General features: G+C 59.5%; 21 protein-coding genes and 1 other RNA gene. 4 read left to right on the forward strand and 18 right to left on the reverse strand.

From position 1 onward, the window contains the following. Positions 1–57 precede the first annotated feature (57 nt). The 16 genes from ACZ500_RS21280 to lexA form a co-directional block, all read right to left on the reverse strand. Positions 58–336 (reverse strand): hypothetical protein, encoded by a 279-nt coding sequence (locus ACZ500_RS21280; RefSeq protein ID WP_045668321.1) that lies wholly within the window; start codon positions 334–336, stop codon positions 58–60. Between the two features lie 3 nt (positions 337–339). Beyond that, positions 340–1,110 (reverse strand): hypothetical protein, encoded by a 771-nt coding sequence (locus tag ACZ500_RS21285; protein WP_464229445.1) that lies wholly within the window; start codon positions 1,108–1,110, stop codon positions 340–342. A 578-nt stretch (positions 1,111–1,688) separates the two neighbouring features. Further along, positions 1,689–2,285, reverse strand: coding sequence for an RloB family protein (locus tag ACZ500_RS21290; RefSeq protein WP_199263714.1), 597 nt, complete (start codon positions 2,283–2,285; stop codon positions 1,689–1,691). Then, the gene (locus ACZ500_RS21295) at positions 2,285–3,631 is read right to left on the reverse strand and encodes an AAA family ATPase (RefSeq protein ID WP_199263713.1); all 1,347 of its coding nucleotides are present in this window, start codon (positions 3,629–3,631) and stop codon (positions 2,285–2,287) included. Before ACZ500_RS21295 ends, ACZ500_RS21290 begins: the two co-directional genes overlap by 1 nt. Before the next feature lie 93 nt (positions 3,632–3,724). Continuing rightward, a complete protein-coding gene (locus ACZ500_RS21300; protein ID WP_464229446.1) occupies positions 3,725–7,036 on the reverse strand; it encodes a CHC2 zinc finger domain-containing protein in 3,312 nt (1,103 codons plus the stop codon). Then, entirely contained in the window at positions 7,033–9,261 is a 2,229-nt protein-coding gene (gene recD2, locus ACZ500_RS21305) for an SF1B family DNA helicase RecD2 (protein WP_464229447.1), read from the reverse strand. Before recD2 ends, ACZ500_RS21300 begins: the two co-directional genes overlap by 4 nt. Next, positions 9,213–9,692 (reverse strand): ERCC4 domain-containing protein, encoded by a 480-nt coding sequence (locus ACZ500_RS21310; RefSeq protein WP_464229448.1) that lies wholly within the window; start codon positions 9,690–9,692, stop codon positions 9,213–9,215. The genes recD2 and ACZ500_RS21310 overlap by 49 nt, the downstream gene beginning before the upstream one ends. A gap of 2 nt (positions 9,693–9,694) precedes the next feature. After that, positions 9,695–10,168, reverse strand: a complete 474-nt coding sequence (locus ACZ500_RS21315) for a DUF669 domain-containing protein (RefSeq protein WP_013219083.1) — start codon at positions 10,166–10,168, stop codon at positions 9,695–9,697. A 12-nt stretch (positions 10,169–10,180) separates the two neighbouring features. Then, a complete protein-coding gene (locus ACZ500_RS21320) occupies positions 10,181–10,951 on the reverse strand; it encodes an ATP-binding protein (protein ID WP_022661692.1) in 771 nt (256 codons plus the stop codon). A gap of 26 nt (positions 10,952–10,977) precedes the next feature. After that, entirely contained in the window at positions 10,978–11,994 is a 1,017-nt protein-coding gene (locus ACZ500_RS21325; protein WP_464229449.1) for a PD-(D/E)XK nuclease family protein, read from the reverse strand. Next, positions 11,991–12,326 carry a hypothetical protein gene (locus tag ACZ500_RS21330; protein WP_011367847.1) on the reverse strand — a complete coding sequence of 112 codons (336 nt, stop codon included), beginning with the start codon at positions 12,324–12,326 and terminating at the stop codon, positions 11,991–11,993. Before ACZ500_RS21330 ends, ACZ500_RS21325 begins: the two co-directional genes overlap by 4 nt. Before the next feature lie 104 nt (positions 12,327–12,430). Then, complete coding sequence (locus tag ACZ500_RS21335; RefSeq protein ID WP_464229450.1) at positions 12,431–13,015, reverse strand: sigma-70 family RNA polymerase sigma factor; 585 nt, start codon at positions 13,013–13,015, stop codon at positions 12,431–12,433. Between the two features lie 195 nt (positions 13,016–13,210). Further along, entirely contained in the window at positions 13,211–13,537 is a 327-nt protein-coding gene (locus ACZ500_RS21340; protein WP_011367849.1) for a hypothetical protein, read from the reverse strand. Between the two features lie 322 nt (positions 13,538–13,859). Further along, positions 13,860–14,924 carry a hypothetical protein gene (locus ACZ500_RS21345; RefSeq protein ID WP_464229451.1) on the reverse strand — a complete coding sequence of 355 codons (1,065 nt, stop codon included), beginning with the start codon at positions 14,922–14,924 and terminating at the stop codon, positions 13,860–13,862. Further along, a complete protein-coding gene (locus ACZ500_RS21350) occupies positions 14,917–16,083 on the reverse strand; it encodes a hypothetical protein (protein ID WP_011700573.1) in 1,167 nt (388 codons plus the stop codon). The genes ACZ500_RS21345 and ACZ500_RS21350 overlap by 8 nt, the downstream gene beginning before the upstream one ends. Positions 16,084–16,129: 46 nt before the next feature. After that, on the reverse strand, positions 16,130–16,753 hold the full coding sequence (gene lexA / locus ACZ500_RS21355) for a transcriptional repressor LexA (RefSeq protein WP_353612805.1): 624 nt from the start codon (positions 16,751–16,753) through the stop codon (positions 16,130–16,132). A gap of 301 nt (positions 16,754–17,054) precedes the next feature. Here lexA and ACZ500_RS21360 point away from each other — a divergent pair, with 301 nt between their 5' ends. Genes ACZ500_RS21360 through ACZ500_RS21375 form a run of 4 tightly spaced genes read left to right on the forward strand, consistent with a single transcriptional unit; the run spans position 17,055 to position 19,854 of the window. Then, entirely contained in the window at positions 17,055–17,297 is a 243-nt protein-coding gene (locus ACZ500_RS21360; protein ID WP_460032808.1) for a hypothetical protein, read from the forward strand. 34 nt (positions 17,298–17,331) lie between these two features. Further along, positions 17,332–17,856, forward strand: coding sequence for a DUF2924 domain-containing protein (locus ACZ500_RS21365; protein WP_464229452.1), 525 nt, complete (start codon positions 17,332–17,334; stop codon positions 17,854–17,856). Beyond that, the gene (locus ACZ500_RS21370; protein ID WP_464229453.1) at positions 17,849–19,435 is read left to right on the forward strand and encodes a recombinase family protein; all 1,587 of its coding nucleotides are present in this window, start codon (positions 17,849–17,851) and stop codon (positions 19,433–19,435) included. Before ACZ500_RS21365 ends, ACZ500_RS21370 begins: the two co-directional genes overlap by 8 nt. Further along, positions 19,432–19,854, forward strand: coding sequence for a hypothetical protein (locus ACZ500_RS21375; RefSeq protein ID WP_114607973.1), 423 nt, complete (start codon positions 19,432–19,434; stop codon positions 19,852–19,854). Before ACZ500_RS21370 ends, ACZ500_RS21375 begins: the two co-directional genes overlap by 4 nt. A gap of 419 nt (positions 19,855–20,273) precedes the next feature. Here the strand turns inward: ACZ500_RS21375 and ssrA are convergent. Both ssrA and smpB read right to left on the reverse strand, forming a co-directional pair. Then, positions 20,274–20,624: a transfer-messenger RNA gene (gene ssrA / locus ACZ500_RS21380) on the reverse strand. Between the two features lie 42 nt (positions 20,625–20,666). Further along, the gene (gene smpB, locus ACZ500_RS21385; protein WP_464233102.1) at positions 20,667–21,131 is read right to left on the reverse strand and encodes an SsrA-binding protein SmpB; all 465 of its coding nucleotides are present in this window, start codon (positions 21,129–21,131) and stop codon (positions 20,667–20,669) included. Positions 21,132–21,144 lie beyond the last annotated feature (13 nt).

The following is a 21,144-nucleotide window of genomic DNA, read 5'->3' on the forward strand; positions in this document are numbered from 1 at the left end:
GGGATGCGGGGCGGGAGGTCGATTTAGCCTCCAAACGCGCTCCCGCCGGTTCAGGGGTTACTTACCGGAAGCGACGGCCAACTGTCGGTCCCGATCCTGTTTTCGTTCGGCGGCGATGATCTGGTTGACCCGGCGGGTGGTCACTCCGGCGAGGTTGGATATTTCCTGGCTGCTGATCCCCTGCAGATGAAGGGCAAGCACCAAGTCGCGGCGTTCCTGGTAGAAGCGGCTCGGTGCCGGGACCCAGAGAATTCCGGTGTAGTGCTTCTGGATCTGCTCGAAGAGTTCCTCGGGCAGGACATCCTTGGCGTTGGCGTAGCGTTTCTTTTTCTTCACGGCTCAATCCTCCACTTTCTTCATCCACGGCTGCAGCACGTCCGGGTTGTAGAACCGCAGCGTGCTGGGACGCCCGGACTTCGGCCCGTGGATAATTTCGATAGAACGCTCGGTGACCTCGCCAATCTCCTGATCGCCATCGACGAAACAGACCAGGCCGTAGTCCTCGCCGCAAGGAAACCGAAACCGGCCCTGGTTCTGGTAGAGGCGTGCCTCGGACCAGCCCTTGGCCATGGCCTCCTCACGGATGGCGTCGACCTTGGCGACTGCCTGGGAAGTCACCGGCTGTTTACATTTCCAAGCTTGGTTCCCGGGATAAATCCAGTCCTTTCTGGGAACTTCGACGGGCTTCTCCTGGGACTCGGGACGAAGCGCGGGTGGCTGGTAGTTCTTCGGGGAAAAGGACTGCAGGACCTCCTGCAGGCTTTCCTTGCCGAACTCCCGGATGGCCAGTTCCTGCAGGGCGTTGAATCGCTGCCGCAGCGTATTCCAGGCATCCTCGGGGAGTTTTCCGGCCTTGTGCGCGGCTTGGGCGGTGACCATGCGGGAACGTAGCCAGGCAAAGTATTCAGGCGACAGACGGCGACACAGCGTGCCGTCGATCTCCCTGTCTTCAGGCCAATCGCGGGCGTCCTCGATGTCGTGGATGTCGAGCCCGGTGGAGACATAGATGGCGGGCTGCGGTGGTTGCGGTGGTAGTGATGGGGTTTCACCTCCGGCCGAGGCTTCCTGCCCTCCGGCGGTGTGCTTGATCATGGTTTTCAGAAGGCTCATGGCTTCACGCTCCAGAAATATGGGTTAATCGCTTTTCCCGTTACTTACCGGAGCCCAAAGCCAGATGACGGCGGACCGATGCCTTCGCTTGTAATCGTTTTTTGAGCGAGAGGCCGTTTTGTAACTGTTTTTTGAGGTCTCTAAACGTTTTTCGAGAAACTGGCAGGTTCTGCGGTGGATATGTGCGGTGGCTGCGGTGGTCGTGCGGTGGAAGATTTTCTTGTCCCACCGCAGGGGGTAGTTCTTTGTTTGTTATTTGTTTTTAGATAGTTATGAAGAAAGAGAAGATAGAGTGCGGTGGTTGCGGTGGTATTTGGGGAATGTCTCTCACGCTTGGCCGGAATTTCTCTGGCGAGGAATGCCGGATCGGTGGGTCGAAAAAATATTTCAGCCCATAGGGGGTGAGACCTCTGGATTTACCACCGCATCCACCGCAAAGGCCATGAACGCCTTGTCTGGCAAGGGTTTGTCGTGCGGTGGTCATCCACCGCAAGGGACAGCGGTGTTCACCGCACCACCGCAAAAGAAAAGGACGCCCGAGAGCGTCCTGGATGATTGGGGATCGAATTGGTTGAGGTTCAGACCTGGAGAATGTTTTCGACCAGCTTGTAAACCGTGGTGCCGCCAAGGGCGCGTGGCCAGTCGGCGCAGGGGGGATTGTCGCGCAGCCTGGCGCGGCGGATGGCTTCATCAATCCGGTCGCGGGTGATCTTGCGTGCGTCGATCCCCTTGTCGTAACCGGGAAGGTGCCGCTTAAGCCGGTCGCTGCAATCCCGTGACGACGCGATGCCGGTGCCGTCCTCGAAGTGGAGCAGCAACCAGTATTCGAACTTGGGATTGCTGAGGGCGAAGCCGTAATTGTCGCGTGCCCGAGCCCAGGCATGAAGCTGGTCCAACTGTTCGTCGGTCCACTGATCCTTGTCCACCACGAGCCAGGCTTCGTCGGAGGATCTCAGTTCCTCCTGCCGGAGATGGTCCTCCATCCGCTTCAGCACCTGCGGAGGAGAGCTATCATGACTGCCTTTGAGGCAGTTCACCCGGATCACCGACTGTTGGTCATTGAAGATGTTGAAATACTGCGGCTCGGTCTTCACGCCTTCCACCGCGATCACGAACAGTTTGCGGTAGCGACGCTCGCCGAGGGGTCTCTGGAATCTGCGTCTCTTCGGTGGCATCAGTCATCCCCCTCACTTTCCTCGGTGAGGCAGGGATTGGTCAAAGCGCCTCCCAAGAGAATCCGGGGAATTCCACCCAGTCGCCCCTGCAGGTAGCTCTTGCGGATGTCCTTGTCGTATCGGACATCCTTGTACTCGCTGAAGGAGAGCAGATTCGAAGCTCCGGTGGCGTCTCTTTCGGCTACCCACATCTCGTCTCGGCGAAGGAGTTGCTGATCCATGAGCAGCACGTCATGGGTGGTCAACAGTAACTGCGTTCTGGTTTCCGTGGAGCAATTGGCGAGGTACGCTTCGAGCAATCTGCGTGTCAGCAGCGTGTGCAGGCTGCGGTCGACCTCGTCGATCACGTAGACCTTCTTCGAGACCTGGGCCGACAGCTCAAGAAACGCGGGCAGCAGATCGATCACCCGCTGTGAGCCGTCCGACTCCTGACGGATCTCGAACTTGGCTTCCGTGCCGTCCGCCTTCGGATGATAGGTCACCAGCTTCTTGGCGATCAGTTCACCACCTTTGCGGGTCACCACGAATCGTTCGTTGATCGGCTCGGTCAGCAGACGAACGGTCATGCCTTCCTTGACGTCTTCCTGCAGCTTGGTCTTCAGTGGTTCGGGCAGCGGAATGTTCTCGAAAGGGATCTCCTCGCCGCCCAGATGCGCGATGCCGGTATCGAGTTGCGGCAGCATCTCGTTCATGGTCGAGTAGAGCGGATGCCCCTCGTCGAGGAACTGCTCGAAAGGTTCGAAGCGAGAATCGGGCGCGACCAGCTCGAGCGTGTCCTTGAACCAGTCGTAGACCGGCCGGAAATTGTCGACCTTCTGGGAGACCGAGTTGGTCAGAAAGAGTTGGTTGTCCCGGGTCCCTTTGAAGGCGAACTGGAGGAACTGGTCCTTGGCCAGGGAATCATCGAAGTTGGGCTTTCCGTCCCGACGGTGGTAGAGCACCTTTTCACTGGTACTGGTGATGGCCACCAGCTTCTCTTCCAGAACCGCCTTGCGGGTCACCGCGAAGCTGAACTCGTAAATGATCTCGTCGATCAGCAGCTCGAAGCCAAACCGTGACGGCTGATCGGCCACCTTGGCGTCCAGCCGGAACGGCTCGACAGGAATCAGGCTGTCGGGCTGGGTGCCCTTGACGACCAGCGCCTTGGCGAAACTCAGGGCCTTGAAAAAGTTGGTCTTGCCCGACGCGTTGCCGCCATAAATTGCCGCAACCGGAAGAACTCTCGTCTGGTACTTGCCGAGCTTGGGAACCCTGTCTCCATGCTGGCGCTCCCTGCTGGCGACCATCGAAAATGTGACCTGGTTGCGGAAGGACATCCAGTTTTCGAGTGAGAAACTGACTATCATCTTACCGACTCCTAAAGTGAAATATTCGCTTTATCATGCCTTTAATATAGGCATTGGCGGCCTGAAAGTCAATCTAAAAGAGAAAATATCTCGTTAAACACCTCTGCAACCAATCCGGTACTCGAAGTTCTTGGTGTGGGCGTTGCGCTGCCGGTCGATGTCGAACCCGGCGTCCCGGATGACGTCCAGGTCGTTGCTGATGCGCCGACCGAGCTGGGCGGGCTTCTTGTATTCGAATTCGAGGTTGAATTCCCGGCCGACCCTGCGCAGCGCCGCGAGCAGCCGTCCCGCCGACACCGGCTCCATGGTGTTCTCGTTCTCGAACCTCACCTGGTAGCGTTCGATGAACCCCACCACGTGGTTTGCCCGGTCGTCCTCGCCGTAGCGGGCTTTCTCGTCCAGCTCCACCGCGTTCCGGTAGGCATGGAAGAGCGACGCCAACGCCGTTGCGATTGGGTTCGATTCCCGGGCCATCTCCTGGCTGGTGTCGTTGATGGAATGGATCTGCTCGATGAACAGCGGGCTCAGATCCTCGAGTCCGGTGGTCACCTCGTGTTCCTCGGACCCGGCCAGCATCATCAGGTACATCAGGCTCAGATAGTCGTTGCACCGGCGTTTGCCATGGGTCGGCATGGTCCGGTGCAGCAGGCGCATGACCTGTTTCTGGGCTCCGTCCCGGATCATCGCCAACACATGGCTGGTCCGCTTCATGATGGCCGAGATGATCAGGTCCCGGTTCTGCTGGATGGCGGAGATGACCTCCGACTCTAGAAAGCAGTCGCTGGCCTGGTTGGCGAGGTCGAAGTTGATGACGAAGGACCTCGACAGGATCTCCGAAAGCTCTCCGCACAGCGGCTCGATGCCGGTGGTGTTCAGCAGGCACTTGGTCCGCTCGGTGATAGTCTCGCTGTCGGTGCCGCTCTTGCGTTTCTCCTTGGCGATCCCGGTGATGCTGGTCAGCATGAAGGTGGTCAGATCCTCGGTCATCTGCTTGACCTCGATGTTGTCGAGGACGATGAGCGGGTTCTGCGAGCCGTCGGTGTAGTTCGCCGCGTCGGTGGCCTTCTTGTGCTGGGGCTCGCCGTAAAGCAGCGTCGACGTGATCTTGCTGGCGGTGGTCTTGCCCGATCCGGCCGAGCCTTCGAAACGGGTCATGGGCCGCGTTCCGGCAAAGTCGATCAGCAGGAAACAGGAGAGCCAGGAAAGGATGAGAAAGCGATCCCCCTGCGGGCAGGTCATGTTGCCCACCAGCAGATCGACCAGGAGCCGGTCCGCCTCTTCGAGATCGGCGTCGGGCAGGAATTTCAGCGGCTTCATCTTGCGCGAGCCGTCCAGGATGATGCCGTCCTCGTTGCCGCCATTCTTCATGATCTGAATCTCGTCCGGGGTGATCTTGGCGATCTCGTGCTCCGGATTGTTCAGGTTGAAATAGACGGTGTAGGAAGCCACATCGGTGTGCAGCCAGGAGAAATGGTCGCGCACCTGGCCACGGATCATGGCCAGGCTGGGGAGCACTTCGAAAAATGTCCGTCCGCCGCCCGTGGTCGGCACCATGCCCGTGTGCTTGTAGAGCATGGCCGCGTAATGGCGCTTGCGGCCCCGGTCCGGTGAATCCATCCAGTAGATGGCGTTGTCGAAATACATGAACGGCTCGCCCTGCAGGGTGTGAAAGAATTGGGCACCGTTGGCGTTGAACCAGTCGTATGCAGCCTCGGCGGCCAGGGTGTAGTCGGGAGCGCCGTTCTCCAGTTCCGTGTCGATCAGCACCTCGTCGACCCGGGCGCGACATGATCCGGGCATCGCGCCGGACATCCGCTTGGCCTTCTTCTTTTCGTTACGGAACTCGACCTTGCGGTCCTTCTGGATGGCGCGGATCTGCTCTTTGAGGGTGGCCATCGAAACACCACCGCCGATGCGCTCCTGCACCAGCTTCAGCAGGCGGGCCTGTTCCAGGGGAGACTGCTCGGAGATCTCCCCCAGGATCGGTTCGAGAAGGCGGTTGCGTTCCTCCTCTTCAGCGCCCTCGGGCAGCGAGCGCACGCCGAACTCGATGGGCGTGCTGGCTTCGGCGAGCAGACGTTCGAAATCCTCCCGGGTATGCCCAGCGGCAATGTAGTCGTTGACGTCGATCTTGGCGGTGGCGAGAAGCGCCTCGGCCGCATGGATTTCCTCGTCGGGCCGTCCTGCCAGCAGCTTAGCCAGATCCTTCGGCCCCACGCTCGCCGTCAGGCCGAAGCGTTCGGTCAGCTCCTGTCGGGCCGAGATTTGTGTCTCCGACAAGGGCAGCGTTACCAGACGGGTGTCGATCTTGTGTTCGGCCAGGGTGCGGGCGGTTTGCAGCGCCCCTTTGAGACCGGCTTGGGAGAGTTCGTTGTCCTGGCAGATGTAGACGGTTTCGACGCCGCGCAGCTTGGGGATCAGGCGCTCCCAATCGGCGGCACGGATGCGGACGGTGACCGGCGACACGGTGGGCAGGCCCAGTTGCATCAGAGCCAGGCAATCGGTCACCCCCTCGGTGATGATCACCTTGCCGGGCCTTGCCAGCAGGCAGTCCTCGTTGAACAGCAGCGCGTTGTTGATGAAGTCTGCGACGTAGGGCCGCTGGTGCTCGTCATGAACAGGCAGCTTCTTGTATTTCCCTTGCTCCCAGCCCACGTCCGGGGTCCACGGCGTCTTGCGGCCGATCATGAACACTACCCGGCCACGGCTCCAGTAGGGAAAGACGATGCGGCGCTCGAAAAATGGCGTCAGGCCGTCCTGGCTGGTGGGACGGAAAGCGCCGGTCGCGGCGAGCTCCCGCTTGGAAAAACCGTCCTCACCCCCGGTCAGTTGGGCGACCGCGCCGGACGCGTTGTCCGCGTAGCCGATCAGGAGATCGTCGATGGTCTCCTCGCTCAGGGCGTATTTGGATTTCAGCCAGTCGAGGACCTCCGGCGACTCTTTGAGTCTGGCGTGGTAAAGCTTGGCCAGCGAGGTCAGCGCGTCCTTGACCCGCAGTTCGAAGGCGCGGTCGGCCTCCGTCTGGGCCAGACGCTCCTGGCTGAGGCCATAGCGCGACAGCGGCGGCAAGCCCGCCTTCTTGGCGAGATAGTCCCGGGCCTGACGGTGGCTGTCCGGCATCGGACCGGATTGCCCGGCGGTGACCGAGCCCGTCTGAATGAACTCAACGAGTTGCAGCACATCACCGCCGACTCCGCAGCCGAAGCAGTACCAGCCCTGCTTGTCGAGCATCACGTGCAGCGACAGACGCGACTGGCTCTGATGGTTGGGGCAGTCGCACATCAAGCGCTGGCCGGTCTCTTGGGTGATCCGTCCCGGCAGGAGTGCCCGGGCCACGTCACCGATGTCCATCTCGGTGACGAGCCGGTAATACTCCCTGACGTTATCCGTTCCGCCCATACTCATTCGGCCTCCGCGACACGGGCGAAATCGGCCTCCGCGTGCTGGGCGGCGTCCAGAAACAGGGGCAGAAAGGTCCGGCGGTCATCCACCTGGCACCGTTTGGCGCAGTTCTGGATGCCCCAGTGATCACCCAGAACAATGGCGGTGCGCCGGGCACGAGTCACCCCGGTGTAGAGCAGATTGCGGTGGTGCATGAAGGAATGCGCCTTGTGGACCACCACCACGGCGCAGGGGAATTCGGAGCCCTGGGTTTTGTGGATGGTGAGCGCATAGGCGAGCTGCAGGTCCTGCAGGTCGGGCGAACCCTTCTCCAGCTCCACCGGCATGCCGTCGAAGTCGATGACCAGGGTGCCGTTCGCGAGGACATCGACCACATAGCCGATGGCCCCGTTCATCACGTTCAGGTCGTAATTGTTCCGGGTCTGGATGACCTTGTCGTGCTTGAGAAACGGGGCGCGGCGTCCCATGGCGACCGGCGGCACCTCGGTGTTCCAGAGCTTGCGCTGGATGAGCCGCTGCAGTTCCTCGTTCAATTCCTTGGTGCCGAGCGGCCCCTTGTGGGTCGGCGTCAGCACCTGCACGTCCTTGATGATGTCGAAACCCAGGGCATCGAGCCGCTCCTGAAACAACTCCAGCAGGAACGAGCGTGCCGCCATCGGGTCGGTGAACTGATCCACCAGATACCAATCCCGGCATCCGCCCACCGACGCCTCGCTGGTCTTGCGCACCTCGCCCTTGAGAACGGCGGTGCAGTTCTCCTTGAGGACGCCAGCCTGACGCACGACCTTATCGAGGATGACCGTGGGGATGGCGCGTGTCTGGATCAGATCGCGCAGGATGTTCCCTGGTCCCACCGGCGGAAGCTGGTTGTGGTCCCCGACCAGCAGCACCGTGGTCCGCGACAGGTCGACCGCCTCGAACAGGTGCCAGGCCAAGGGCACATCGACCATCGAAAACTCGTCGACCACCAGGACATCGGCATCGATGGGGTTCTCCTTGCTACGCGAGAAACCCTTGCCGTCATAGCCGAGCAGACGGTGGATGGTGGTGCCGCTACGGCCGCTGACTTCCTCCAGGCGCTTGGCTGCCTTGCCGGTCGGCGCGGCGAGAACGACCTCCAGATCGCTCTCCTCACAGATGGTGTTGATGACCGAAATGGTGTAGCTCTTGCCCGAACCGGCTCCACCCGAAATCAGGCTGATGCTGTGCTGGAGGGCCGAGCGCACCGCTTCGAGCTGCTTCTCGTTCAGCGTTGATGCGCAGCGCCGAATCAGGGCATCGAGTTTCTTGACGGACTGGAAATGCGGGTTGGGTGTTTCGGCCTGGCCGAACAACGAGGCCAGCTCCCGCTCCATGCGGACGATCTCCGGCAGAGCGACCACGAAACGTCCGCCGTGGGAATCGCAGGAAAGCGCCTGTTCTTCGATGAGCGCGTCGAGGGCGCTCTCGATACGGACCCGGCTGTCCAGGGCATCCATGACCAGCAGCAGATTGGCCTGGTCCACCAGATCCTCGTATTCGATCCAGCAGTGACCATTGTCCAGGGCATCACGGACGCAAAACAGCAGACCGGCCCGGATACGGGGAACGTGGTCCTTGGGGGTGCCCAGCTTGCGGGCAATCTTGTCGACCTTCTTGAAGCCGAATCCCCGGATCTCCCGAATGAGGATGTACGGGTCTTCCTTCAGGATATCGAGGCAGTTGCCGCCGAGTCTTTCGACCAGGGTGGTGACCTGATGATGGGTCAGGCCGAATGCCGACAGCCAGGCCATGACGGTGTTGACGCTACGGTTCTTCAACCATTCGTCACGCAGCCGCCGGGCCGCGTCCATGGGTAGCCGGGCTTTGAGCGCAATGCGCTCGGGGTCATTCAGAAGGGTTTCTTCAAAAGCGTCGCCGAAACTCTCGACGATCAATCTGGCCTTGGCCGGACCAATGCCCTTGATCTCCGGATGGTTGGCCAGATAGTGGACCAAACCCTCCGGATCGAGCTCAAGGTCGTGCTCCATACCATCAACCTTGAACTGACGGCCGTATTTGGGATGGGTGGCCCACGACCCGAGCAGGACCACAGGCTGATTTTCCCGGGCGAACAAATTGCCCGCGAACTGGACTTCCTCACCGGTCGGGGTGAGCAGTCGGCCTGCGGAGAACTTGGGTCCGGCATAGTAAACGCGCTCTATTCTTCCCCGGAGTCGCGCCGGGTTACTCTCATTTCTTTTTGGCATCTCGCGATCCTCCGGTGAAAACGTGTCAGGTACTCCTCGACAAAACGGCAGGCGGCCTGCCGGTCCGAGCAGAAGTAGACGGGGACACCGAAGTCGACGACGATGGAGGCGACCGTTCCAATCAGCGCATGCGGGTGGGCATCGCTGCGGTAGCGGCCATCGACCAGATCGCGAAAGTTGCACTCGACAACCACGCAGGCGGATTCGTAGGCGGAGAGCTTTTCTAGCTCGCGGTGAAACCGCTTTCGCCCCCGGATGACGGTGGAGACGAAATCCGTCAGGGATTTGCGCTCCACCGCCACCCGTTCCTCGAGGCCGACCAGTGAGTAATCACCGGCGGGCAGCGCCTTGCGAACCGCCGAAACCTTGTCACTATCGAAGCTGTAGGGCTCCTGTTCGCGGGTGTCGACGACAACGGTGATCCGGTCCATCATCAGAACGGGATCATGTCGTCCATCGCCGCGCCGGGAGCCCCGGCATCGTCGGCCATGACAATGCGACGGTTGAAGTAGATGTTCTCGTTTTCACCGCGAGTGCGCTTGGTCACCTCCAGCTTGATGTTGAGAAGCTGCTCGAGGTGGCCCGGCAGGTCGGAGAGCTTCTGGAGCTGCAGCCCGCAGGTGTAGAGGTCCTGCTTGAGCCACTTGATGTTCTCGTTGCTGGCCATGACGTTGTTGCGCCAGAGCAGACGACCCTTGTGGGTCGGCGCGAGAATGCGCAGGGTCCACTTGAGCATGGGGTTGCCCGAGGTCTGGGCGCGGGTCAGTTCGACCCGGTCGACGTTGACCTGGTACTTGCCGTCGGGGACGGCCTCGAACTCGCGTTCCTCGACTTCGGCGGTTTCAAAGGCGTCGTCGAACTGCGCCAGATCGAGGTTGCTGCTGGATTGGTTTTCGTAGTGTTCCATGGTCGGATCTCCTTACTGTTGGGGTTTCGCCGCCGCACTCGCGGTCGGCTCCGGCTTCGGCCGGGCGGCACTCGCCGCAGCTCCGGCTGCCGTGTTGTTGAACGCTTTCATGAAGCTCGAAAAATCGAGGGGGATGACTTCGGGGAGTCGGCCGGTGCGGTCACCGGCGTCGTAGTTGGGACTGGGCTTGGTGCGCATCACGCGCTGCCAGACCGGCTTGCCGTCCTCGCCGGTTTTCATGTCCAGGTCGCAGAACAGAATCAGGTCCACCAGCCCGGTAACCAGCTTCCGCGCCTTTTCCGGCAGCGTCGGCACGATGCGGGTGTGTTTGCCGGTCCGGGTCTCGATGTCCCGTTCCTGGGAGTGGGAGATCAGGATCAGCCCATAGGGCAGGAAGGCGAGCTTGTTGATGACGCGCTGGAACTCGTTGTTGATCAGCGCGTAGCCCTTGCCGTAGCCCAGGTCGGATTCGTGCTCGATCTTGAATTTCTTGCAGACGTAGTCCGAGCACATCTTGTAGGCGTTATCCACCGTGTCGACGACGATGGTCTTGAACTCGTGCTTGCCCTCGGCGATCTCGGCGCAGGCCTGCAAGAGGTCGTCCCAGCAGGTGATCGGGGTCTGGAACACCTCCAGGGCGTTCAGGCCCGGCTCGGTCGCCAGGAACAGTGCGTCATCGGCTTTGGAGCACCAGGTGCTCTTGCCGATCTTGCTCGGGCCGTACACCAGGGCGGTGAGGTCCGAGAGCGTATGTTTGGGTTTGCTTTTGGTCTTGGGAAGCATGGCTTCGTCTCCTTATGGTTGGGATTTCAAAACACCGGAGCGGCGTCTTCACCGGCTCCGTCCCGCAGCTCTTCGTGCGGGGCGATCCGTTGGAAATGGTTTTCGATGACGTTGGGGTTGCCGCCCGAGCGGCAGAGCTGGAAGTAGGCGCAGGGCCTTCCGTACTGGAAGCAGTAGCTGGTGTTGCGGTAGAAGATGTCGCGCCGACGGGCGTCGAGCATGGCCTTGGAGAGTTCCCACAGCTCCGCCCGCAGTTCCTCGAACTGGTCGCGGGAGATGTAGAGCACCTCGCGATGAAACATGCCCGGCTCGAGGTACTTCTCCTGGAGCCGTTGCTGGAAGGTTTCGTCGTCCTCCGGCAGCTTGCGCTTGGCGCTGCTCTTGCCGGTTTTCGACTTGGCGATCAGCTCCGCCCGGCGGGCCTCGAATTCGGCTTCGGTCTCACCCTTGCCCTGACGCAACTTGGCCTTGACCAGGACGTTGTAGATGATGCCGCTGACCGTGATGCCGAGGGTCTGCTCCAGGTACCAGGCGTAGAGGATGATCTGGAAATCGGTCCACAGCCGCTCCAGGTAGCTGGCGTCGATCTGCGAGGCGGTTTTGTGTTCCAGTAGGAAATACTGGCCATCCTGACGGACGATGCCGTCCACCTTCCCGGCGAGAATGAAACTGCGCGAGGTCGCCCCGGTCGCCGGGTTGACGATGGGACCTTCGAAGGTTTTCTCGAGCGCGACGACCTCGAACTCTTCGGCCGGGTAGTGTTCCGCATAGGCGCTCATCATGGCCCGGGCGAGATGCCAGTCGGCCTGTTGATGGTCGTCCTGCGCCCGGTTCGGATAGGTCCGGTCGATGTGGTCGAGGACCTTGGCCAGATTCCGCTCGCCGTGCCAGCACTCCAGGCAGTCGTGGATGACCGAGCCGAAGGCCAGATTGGGGTCGCGCTCGAGCGGCACCAGCTCGTCGATGTAGCGCCACTTGCAGGCCATGCGGCAGTTGCGGAACAGCCGCCACATGGAATAGGTGGTGGTCATCAGCTCGCTCATACCGCCACCCCCGCTTCGGCGGCGGGCGCTGCGCGATGCTTGGAGGCACAGGCGCAACCCGACGGCTGGGTACGTTCGATCAGGACCGAGCGTTCGCCGTATTCCTTGGTGGCGAAGCCGGTGAAAATGCGGGCGAGGTCGCTGCCGACATCGGTGGAGGCGTCGATCACGCAGGTGCGTCGGGCCTTGTCCAGATTGAACCGGCTCTCCATCCGCACACGGGAACGGCCATGCAGGCTTTCGACGGCCAGCATCGCCAGCATGAAAGTGTCTTCCAGTTCCTGGGCCGGGACCGACTCGTCAAAACGGTACTTGTAGGTGTCGTGAGTCATGGTTGAACTCCTCTTTTGTTCAGGTTCTGATTTCCGAGGCCCCGGATAGCCGCACCATGCGGCACGGTGCTTACTTACCGGAGCCGGGGCTGATGCGTCGGAGATCACAGGTAGTCGGTCAGGCCAGCCTCGCTGAAAGCCTCCCGCAGCTTGCTCAGCCGGTCGTAGAGGGTGGTTCTGGGAATGCCCATCTCCCGGGCGATTTCTGCCATGGTGCTGTCGTGCAGGCGCACGCACAGATCCCGGAGCTCTTCCGGCAGCAAGGCGATGGCCCGGTCGAGGTCCATGCGGATCTCATGGGCGAGGCGTTCCCTTGTCTCGCGGGTGCCGCTTCCCAGAGAGCCCTCGCTGTCCAGGAAGTCGATCCGCTCGGTGGTGTCGCCTTCACCGTTGTCGAGGGGTTCGTTGAGCGAGGTTTGGCAGAGCCGCCAGTCCCGGCATTGGGCGAACCGGGCCTCCAGAATGGTGGAGATGTGCCGTTCGACAATCCGGGCCATGAAGGTGGTCTTCTTGGCCTTGGCGGGATTGAAATGCCGCATCCGCTGCAGCAGATCGATCATCAGTTCCTGTTCGAGGTCGGGTCTGTCGTCCTCGGTGAATCCGGCCTTGCCTACGAGTTGACGTGCTTTGTGCCGAATGAGGTCGGCGGCATACTTGTCGATGCCGTCGTAAGAATTCTGTGAAACCATCGGGGCCTCCTCGGAGCGAGGAGGAGGTCCGCGTGGGTGTCGGCACGGGCCAGATCACAGGACAAAGCTGTCGCGTGGGCGAAGGGGTCGCAGGTACGCCGCCAATTGCCGTATTCGGCTCGGCGACACCCACAACAGCCTCCGCCATGCGTCCAGCTTGTTGTCCAGTGTCTAAGGGTTCAGGTCGTTACGTGTTCAGGCTGCCCGTTCCTCGATGCGCATCAGGAACGGGAGACCGTGCTTGATCTCGAGTAGACAGACTTTTCCGCTGCCCATCTGCGCGAGGTGCTCCAGGAGCGCCACGACCTCTTGCTTGAGAATGAAGTCATCCTGGTCGCGCTCGGGCCGGGGACCGCTTTGTCCGCCCAGCTTGATCTCGCGCTCGATGACCGTGTCAGGGGTGAGTTCCGGCTCGCCGTCGCGGACCGGAATGTTTGTGATGCGGCCGAAGTTGATGTCCTGCATCAGCTCGATGAGTCGCCGCTTCGGTGGGGTGAGATGTGCTTTGCTTGTCTGGTTCATGCCGAACCTCCTTCATTTCTGGACCGACCGGGGGACAGGTCCGGCATGAATTTCCCGGGTGGCGGTCGTGAACTCTTTGTGTTCACCAGACCTGTCACCCTGCTTTGGCGAATTTTCGTTGCGACCCCGAAAAACGCCCTGGCTCAAGGAGGAGGAAAGCCCGTAAGGCTCTGATTGGTGGTGGGTTTACAGAGGAAAACTTTTTTAACTTTTTTTGCCCGGCCCCAGTGAAATTTCACCGGGCGGGCCTCCAAGACGCAAAAAGCCCCGATCCAGAATCCTGAATCGGGGCTTTAGATTTCTCGGGCTATAACGAGACTGGTCAGTAGACCTCGTCACCTTCCGGAAGGATGCGAAACTTGCAGCGGTAGGTCTTTGTTTCTTTTATCCACTCGATGGGGTCATCCTCGATCCGGAAGAATGCCCGCAGTCGTTTTGACAGTTCTTGCTTTTGTTTCTTCAACGTGACCGCCGAATACTTGTTCTTCCAATCGATCTCCCCGTGCGAGTTTGCGAACCCCTCCAACCAACGCCACTGGACCGTTGGCTTGTTGTTCTTTCGATTCAACATGCCCATTTCGCCGTAGGAATAACGTCCAGTTTTTTCTCCCGCCCATATCGTCACGGTATGACCATCGCGGAACTGAATCTTGATTTGTGGCCATGTGGTGCCCGGCGGTGTCGGAAAAAACACCGTGCCGCCTGAATCCGGCTCAGGCACCTGACCGATAAGGGGCGCGAATATCTCAGTCTTGTCCCGACGGGTCAGGAATCGTGGAGCATCACCCAGGTACAGATCTTCGTTCAGCGCAATGAAAAGGCTGTCTTTCTGCGCCAGCAGTGTTTCGACAGCAGGACTCAGATGAAGGCGCGTGGGCGCGATTAAGACAAAGGGTTTAATGGTTGAAAGGCATAAAGATCGAACGACCTCGGCCAGTGCATCCTTGCTGTCCTGCATCGTCAGAACAACTGGGAAGTCCATCCCCGCAGTGGGTATGAAATCGCCCAATCTCCATGTGTGGGACAAGCCATCGAGTTTCGACTCTCGGTGTTCTATTCCCAAGGCCGCGCAGATAGCGCCATTGATGGCTGACTGCTTGAGCCGGTAGATCAGCGTCTGCCTTGGAGAGAGCTGAATGGCCGCGCTTTCTTTTTCATTGCAGACGGCTCGGATGTTGGTCTTCGCATGCGTAACCACACTCCGTGGGCATCCGAGGCCACATTCCGTTGGACAATCCACGGCGGTCGCGTGATTCTTGGTCAGTTGAAGGAAGTGATCCCGAAACAACGGATACCGATCCCAGCCGGATAGCGCCTTATCCCAATCGAACAGCGCCGCCGACTTTCCAGGCAATGTCTCCAGATATGCCCAGGCGGGATCACTCATCCGAAACGCCCCCGGCTCCGACGATGAAACCCCTGAGTCCAAGCCACCTCTCGATAATCTCGGCATCACCATCACGTTTGAATTGCGCCCGGTTGCCTGAACTCAAAATCACAGATCTTGGAGTCTTGGACCCCTCGAACTTAATCTGAAAACTTGCTTTGATGATTTTCCCTCCGCCCGGAAGTGAAACTCCTCGATCACGAAGGGATGCAAAAATGTCTTCAGACCTGCGGATTTCGACGTCCTTGTGAGCGCCGCCCCAAAAGACCTGAACTTCCTTGAGCCTGACATACTCGATGCCATCGACATCGTCACATAGAAGCGCGTCCTCACCAATTTGCCGCAAAGGTTCCAGATCAAATCGGCTGCGCTCGTTGAAAAACTCTTCGTCTCCGAACAGGTGGAATCCGAATTTCTTGCGGTAGAGCTCCTTCTCACCCTTGGTTTCAGCGTTCATGCGGATTTCCCCGATCACGGGGTTGTAGGCAAGCACGTCGAATTTTTCAGGACGGAAGTACTGGCTGGTGGACTCACCGGCCTCAATGACCGCCTCACGGGCATAGGGCTTGCCATGGCGCACGAGGAACCATGTGTGGCCCTCTTTGGGATAGACGAACACCTTGGAATACTTACCCCGACGTTTCTTGGAAAACCATTCGTCGAGATCGGCTTCGAGGGCCGCGAGGGTTTCCTCGGATGGCAGCACGAAATCCGGCAGCGGGTTTTTCTTGGTCTTAAAATACTCGAAAGACCTGACGTTCATGAAGAACTGTTCGGCGTGTACCTTCTCGATGATTTCCCGGTCAGCCATCCAGACCTGGATCGCCAAGTCTGCCGGAGCGGCGTTCTCCCCGATTTCCACGTCGATGTCCGTTCCGGCGATCTCATCCTGAATGGAATCAAAACCCTCGGGGGTCGAGACTTCATTGACATAAAACAGCGCCTCGGCGAGATCATCTGGGGTCGTACTGTCCGGCGTCAGCAAAAGGTGGCTGAGGGCGTTGTAGTCCAGGCCATCTTCCTGCTGGACTGGTGGCAACTCTACGCCGCGAGCTGAAAAATAGGCGGCATGAGGCTCCAGAAAGGCAATGAGATGCTTCCTGTCGATTCGCCGGAGCATCTCCGGCTTCGAAAAGCGGCGTAGGTTAAAAGTTGCCATCAAATACTCCTGTCGTTTTGTCGTTATTCGTCCATGTCTGTCTCGGTTAATTCCGTTTCCATCCAACGACCTTGCCTAAAACTCGAAGGTCATCCTCCGGCCTGATCCGGATCTTTCTTACCTCCGGGTTCTCGGGCACCAATTCGATGAGCTCGTCTTTGATTTTCAGCCGCTTGACGGTCGCCTCGTTGTTGAGCAGCGCGACAACGATGTCTCCGTCCTCGGCGATGGGCTGCTGCCGCACGATGATCAAATCACCATCGTTGATACCGGCACCGACCATGCTGTCACCCACCGCACGGAGTGCAAAGTGCTGACCGGAACGAACGACGTCCGATTCGACCAGTACTTGGCCGATGATGTTCTCTTCCGCCAGGATGGGGCAGCCAGCCGCCACCATACCCACAACAGGGATTGAAACCAGGGAGGCAGCCATCTCGCTGGGACGGCGGGCGACGGCAATGCCGCGAGACTTACCGTCCTCTCGCTTCAGGTATCCCTTGCGCACCAGTTGGTTGATCCGGTCGTGGGCACTCGCCGGGCTGATTTCAAAGATCTCGCTCAGTTCCTTCATCGTTGGAGGAAAGCCCTTGGCATCGACAAAACGACATATCGCTTCGAGCGTTTTCCGCTGCAACGGCGTTATCTCATCCGTCTTCGCTTTGCCCATGGCGTCTCCATTTCTGTTGAAAGACAAAAAGGCGCAATGCGCCAGCAAACCCTAATAATATAAACCTTATGCATATCAGGTCAAGAAATAATCTCACACCTGATTTCCGACACTTCCATGAGCCCCTCGGTAGGTAAGGCCTGAAGAAAGCCGGTTTGAAACCGGACGAGCAGTTAGAAACCAGATAACCGACCAGAGGCGGAGCTGAGGCGGTTGTGGGTGCCATCGAACGCGCATCCCGACCGCCACCGTTTTCTGGCATCCACACCATCCAGCCCCCCGGTCCCACCGGAGGTGTTCGATGTTGGATGTACAGGAAATGAATGATGTACCGGGGACGGATGACCTTGGCGAAAACGGCAAACCCGGCCGCCTGTCGGGTGAGGCGAGGCTCCAGTCAGCCGCCTCCATTCTGGCCACTGCGATCCTGCGCCGAAAGGCCAAAAAAGCATGTGGAGGCAGTGAGTTAGAGATTTTCGAAGATTCTTCCCCTGTGCTCGGAGAAGGACTTGATTCATTGCCGGAACAGAGCATTCATTCATGACAACTCGTCCGGAAACCAAAATAAGGAGTTGAAAATGAATGAGTTACAGAACGTCGCCACCGGCGGCAAGAATCAGGACCGAACCCGAAACTCGGTCCTTCGGCAGATGGCCCTGCTGCAATCCATGTCCCTGGAGCAGCTCCGGGAAAAATGGCTCGACCTCTACGGCGAAGAGCCGCCCCAGTACAAGAAGCAATTCCTCATCAAGCGGCTGGCCTATCGCATCCAGGAGCTTTTCTACGGTGGGCTGTCCGAGCAGGCCAAGGTCCATCTCCAGCAGGCCGCCAAGGAGGACCCGGTCGCCACTGTCAATCGACGCATCCCAGAGGAGCGGAAATCAAACGAGGCGATCCTGCCCGGGACCAGACTGGTGCGGGTATGGAACGACCGGCGCTATGAGGTGATCGTTCTTGCCGATGGCTACGAGTTCGAAGGCCGCACCTTCCGGTCGCTCAGCGCGGTGGCCAGGGAGATCACCGGGACGCGCTGGAACGGGAAAGTCTTTTTCGGACTGAAGAAGGTTTACGGCAGAAAAGCCGAAGGAGGTTCGGATGCTTGATAACAGCAATGTAGCGCTGGGCAAAAATAAGACCCTGCGCTGCGCCATTTACACACGCAAGAGTCATGAGGAAGGGCTCGAACAGGAGTTCAACTCGCTGGATGCGCAACGGGAATCGGCGGAACACTATATCGAAGCCCAGAGGATGCGGGGCTGGACGGCTCTGCCGGATCGCTATGACGATGGTGGTTTCTCGGGCGGGAACATGGAGCGTCCGGGGCTGCGCCGCCTGCTGGCGGACATCGACGCCGGGAAGATCGATGTGATCGTCGTCTACAAGGTCGACCGGCTGTCCCGCTCGCTGCTGGATTTCATGAAGATGATCGACCTCTTCAACGAGAAGGGTGTCAGCTTCGTCTCGGTCACCCAGCACTTCAGCACCACCGATCCCACCGGCCGGATGTTTCTCGGCATCCTGATCACCTTCGCCCAGTACGAGCGGGAGGTCATCGCCGAGCGTATCCGGGACAAGGTGGCGGCAGCCAAGCGCCGGGGGAAATACTGCGGCGGCGTACCCATCCTCGGATACGACGTCGACAGGGACAACAAGAAGCTGCTGGTCAACCCGGATGAAGCCAGGACGGTGCAGTACATCTTCCGCCGGTTCATCCAGATCGGCTCGGCCAAGAAGCTGGGCCAGGAATTGAACGAACAGGGATACCGCACCAAGGCCTGGACCACCAAGAAAGGAAAGGTGCGCGAGGGCTCCGAATGGAACACCGCCCACATCTACCGGCTGCTCAACAACCGGATTTATATCGGCGAGATCGCCCACAAGGATCGCAGTTACCCCGGCGAGCACGAAGGGATCATCGACCGGGCGACCTGGGACAAGGTGCAGGCCATCCTGGAGGACAACAAACCGGTCAAGGTTTCCATGGCCAGGACCAAAATGGTCGCCCCGCTGAAGGGCGTCATCCGCTGCGGCCACTGCGGATGCGCGATGGGACCGACCTACGCCCGCAAGAACAGCCGCCACTACACCTATTACATCTGCCAGAAGGACAGCAAGCGGACCGTGAGCCGATGCCCGCTCAAGCGGATTCCCGCCGGGGACATCGAGCAGGCGGTGATCGAGCAGTTGAGCGCCGTGTTCCGCACACCGACGCTGGTGGCCAAGACTTACTTCGCGGCCCGGGACATCGAGCAGGCAGAGCGGGAGCGGTTGTTCAAGCAGAAAGCCCAACTCGAGATGGAGCTGTCGCAGGCGCGGGAGCAGGCACTCGAATTGATGAAACCCGGCAGCGATCAGCCGGGCAAGACCGAGATGCTGACGACGGTCAATCGCCAGGCGGTCGAGCTCTCGAAACAACTGACCCATGTGAGCGAGCGCTGCAAAGCCTACCAGGGGAACAGCATCACGGAACAGGACGTTTCGGAGGCCTTCCAGAATGTCGAGGGTTTCTGGGAGGACCTTTTCCCGGTGGAGCGAAACCGGCTGATCCGCCTCCTGGTGGATAAGGTCGAGATCCGCGAGACCGGAATCGACATGGAGCTGCGCACCAACGGGCTGACAACGCTCATCGCCGAGCTGGCTGGTCTGGCATGCGAAGTCACCGAACGGAGGGCAAGCCGATGAAAATGAAGCCGACCATTACCGTTGCCGACAACGGCAACCTGCAGATCCACATCCCGATGCTGATCAGGCGCATGCGCGGCCGCAAGACGGTCATCGCTCCCCAGGCCCTGGATGGAGAAATCACCGGAGCGCAGGAACCGGTGCAGTCCGCCATCCTCCAGGCGCTGGGAAGGGCCTTTTCCTGGGCCGACATCCTCGAATCCGGCCAGATCAAGTCCATCAGCGAGCTTGCCCGTACCCTCGACGTCGATGGCTCGTATGTGGCCCGCATTCTCAAGCTGACGACCCTGGCCCCTGACATCGTCGAAGCCCTGATCAACGGCGAGGAACCCAACGGGCTCTCGCTGGCGAAGCTGACCCAGACCTTTCCCGAGGACTGGACCGAGCAGCGCCGCCAGTTCGGCTTCGCCACCGACTGACGACCGGACCGGAGACCACCACAGAGAGCCGACCATCAGCGTCGGCTTTTCTACTTTAGGGGGTAGGAAAGCGGAGTTGACCACGCTTCTTTTCATGGCCGAGGCGGGCGATTTCGAAAAAAACGTCCGGTTGCGGCATCGAACGAAGACCTAAGACAACCGCCAAAAACGGCAACCAGCCGCAAACCCATATCAATCAAGGATGTAGCTTTCCGGACGCGCTTCGGACTTCGTCCGGAGAAAACAGAGAATCAGGGGCCAAACAGAGAAAGAATGGCTGGAGGATGGGGAGAATCGATGGTGCGGAGGGGTTCTTTGGAAAGATGTGAAACGGGCGCAAACCCTTTAGAAACAAGGGGAAAAAGAAAACCCGTCACCCCGGAGAATGACCCCAGAGAGACGGGTTGTCTTTTTTCAAATGGTGGAGGCGGGGGGAGTCGAACCCCCGTCCGGAAATATTCCACTTAGGTTTCTACATGCATAGCATGGTATAGAAATTTCGCCTCGGGGGTCGCTACCATGCAGGCTAACCTCGAGACTAACCCGTGTAAATTTCGCTTCACCGGCCCACAGGTACACCGGATCAGCTAGCCCGCTAGTCGACGCCCTATCCGATCACGCAGGCAAAGACCGGTAGGACGCTAGCCTTAAGCGGCTAGAGCATACGAATAATCGTCTGCGTTTGTGTTTGTCCAGCCGTTTAACGAGCAGCCAGAACCTCGACATGCAACCCAAGCTTCAATCATCCCCGTCGAAACCGGTTCGCCCCCTTTCTTCATCTTTTATTATTTTAAGGATGTACAACCCAAATGTCAATAACCCTCGCGTTTTTTGGCCTGGTCGATTTCGCGCTGAAGTTCCTTTTCCTTGAGCACCTGGCGCTTGTCGTATTTGCGTTTTCCGCGGGCGAGGGCCAGTTCCACCTTCGCGCGGCCCTTCGAGAAATAGACCTTGGTCGGGACCAGGGTATATCCCTTTTCTTCCGTTTTTCCGATCAGCCGCCCGATTTCGCGCCTCTTCAGAAGAAGTTTCCGGGGCCGCAGAGGGTCGAGATCCAGATGATGCGCATAGGGGTAGGGGGTGATGTGCATGTTGTAGATGTAGATTTCACCGTCCTTGATTTTGCCGTAACTGTCCACGAGGCTGGCGCGGCCTTCCCGAAGGGATTTGACCTCCGGGCCCAGAAGCACCATTCCGGCTTCGATCAGTTCATCGAAGAAATACTCGTGGGCGGCTTTTCGATTTTGACAGACGATCTTCATATCGATCCGTTCAATCCAGGCCGGAAAT

Source organism: Desulfatiglans parachlorophenolica (assembly GCF_055394735.1).

What these genes read in the sequence shown, in the direction of transcription:
- ACZ500_RS21315 (WP_013219083.1), bottom strand. Translation starts at nt 10,168, where the DNA reads ATGGAACACTACGAAAACCAATCCAGCAGCAACCTCGATCTGGCGCAG.
- ACZ500_RS21290 (WP_199263714.1), bottom strand. Translation starts at nt 2,285, where the DNA reads ATGCCACCGAAGAGACGCAGATTCCAGAGACCCCTCGGCGAGCGTCGC.
- recD2 (WP_464229447.1), bottom strand. Translation starts at nt 9,261, where the DNA reads ATGCCAAAAAGAAATGAGAGTAACCCGGCGCGACTCCGGGGAAGAATA.
- ACZ500_RS21365 (WP_464229452.1), top strand. Translation starts at nt 17,332, where the DNA reads ATGAATGAGTTACAGAACGTCGCCACCGGCGGCAAGAATCAGGACCGA.
- ACZ500_RS21345 (WP_464229451.1), bottom strand. Translation starts at nt 14,924, where the DNA reads ATGAGTGATCCCGCCTGGGCATATCTGGAGACATTGCCTGGAAAGTCG.
- ACZ500_RS21350 (WP_011700573.1), bottom strand. Translation starts at nt 16,083, where the DNA reads ATGGCAACTTTTAACCTACGCCGCTTTTCGAAGCCGGAGATGCTCCGG.
- ACZ500_RS21295 (WP_199263713.1), bottom strand. Translation starts at nt 3,631, where the DNA reads ATGATAGTCAGTTTCTCACTCGAAAACTGGATGTCCTTCCGCAACCAG.
- ACZ500_RS21310 (WP_464229448.1), bottom strand. Translation starts at nt 9,692, where the DNA reads ATGGACCGGATCACCGTTGTCGTCGACACCCGCGAACAGGAGCCCTAC.
- ACZ500_RS21370 (WP_464229453.1), top strand. Translation starts at nt 17,849, where the DNA reads ATGCTTGATAACAGCAATGTAGCGCTGGGCAAAAATAAGACCCTGCGC.
- ACZ500_RS21340 (WP_011367849.1), bottom strand. Translation starts at nt 13,537, where the DNA reads ATGAACCAGACAAGCAAAGCACATCTCACCCCACCGAAGCGGCGACTC.
- ACZ500_RS21360 (WP_460032808.1), top strand. Translation starts at nt 17,055, where the DNA reads ATGTTGGATGTACAGGAAATGAATGATGTACCGGGGACGGATGACCTT.
- ACZ500_RS21300 (WP_464229446.1), bottom strand. Translation starts at nt 7,036, where the DNA reads ATGAGTATGGGCGGAACGGATAACGTCAGGGAGTATTACCGGCTCGTC.
- ACZ500_RS21375 (WP_114607973.1), top strand. Translation starts at nt 19,432, where the DNA reads ATGAAAATGAAGCCGACCATTACCGTTGCCGACAACGGCAACCTGCAG.
- ACZ500_RS21285 (WP_464229445.1), bottom strand. Translation starts at nt 1,110, where the DNA reads ATGAGCCTTCTGAAAACCATGATCAAGCACACCGCCGGAGGGCAGGAA.
- ACZ500_RS21335 (WP_464229450.1), bottom strand. Translation starts at nt 13,015, where the DNA reads ATGGTTTCACAGAATTCTTACGACGGCATCGACAAGTATGCCGCCGAC.
- ACZ500_RS21320 (WP_022661692.1), bottom strand. Translation starts at nt 10,951, where the DNA reads ATGCTTCCCAAGACCAAAAGCAAACCCAAACATACGCTCTCGGACCTC.
- lexA (WP_353612805.1), bottom strand. Translation starts at nt 16,753, where the DNA reads ATGGGCAAAGCGAAGACGGATGAGATAACGCCGTTGCAGCGGAAAACG.
- ACZ500_RS21325 (WP_464229449.1), bottom strand. Translation starts at nt 11,994, where the DNA reads ATGAGCGAGCTGATGACCACCACCTATTCCATGTGGCGGCTGTTCCGC.
- ACZ500_RS21330 (WP_011367847.1), bottom strand. Translation starts at nt 12,326, where the DNA reads ATGACTCACGACACCTACAAGTACCGTTTTGACGAGTCGGTCCCGGCC.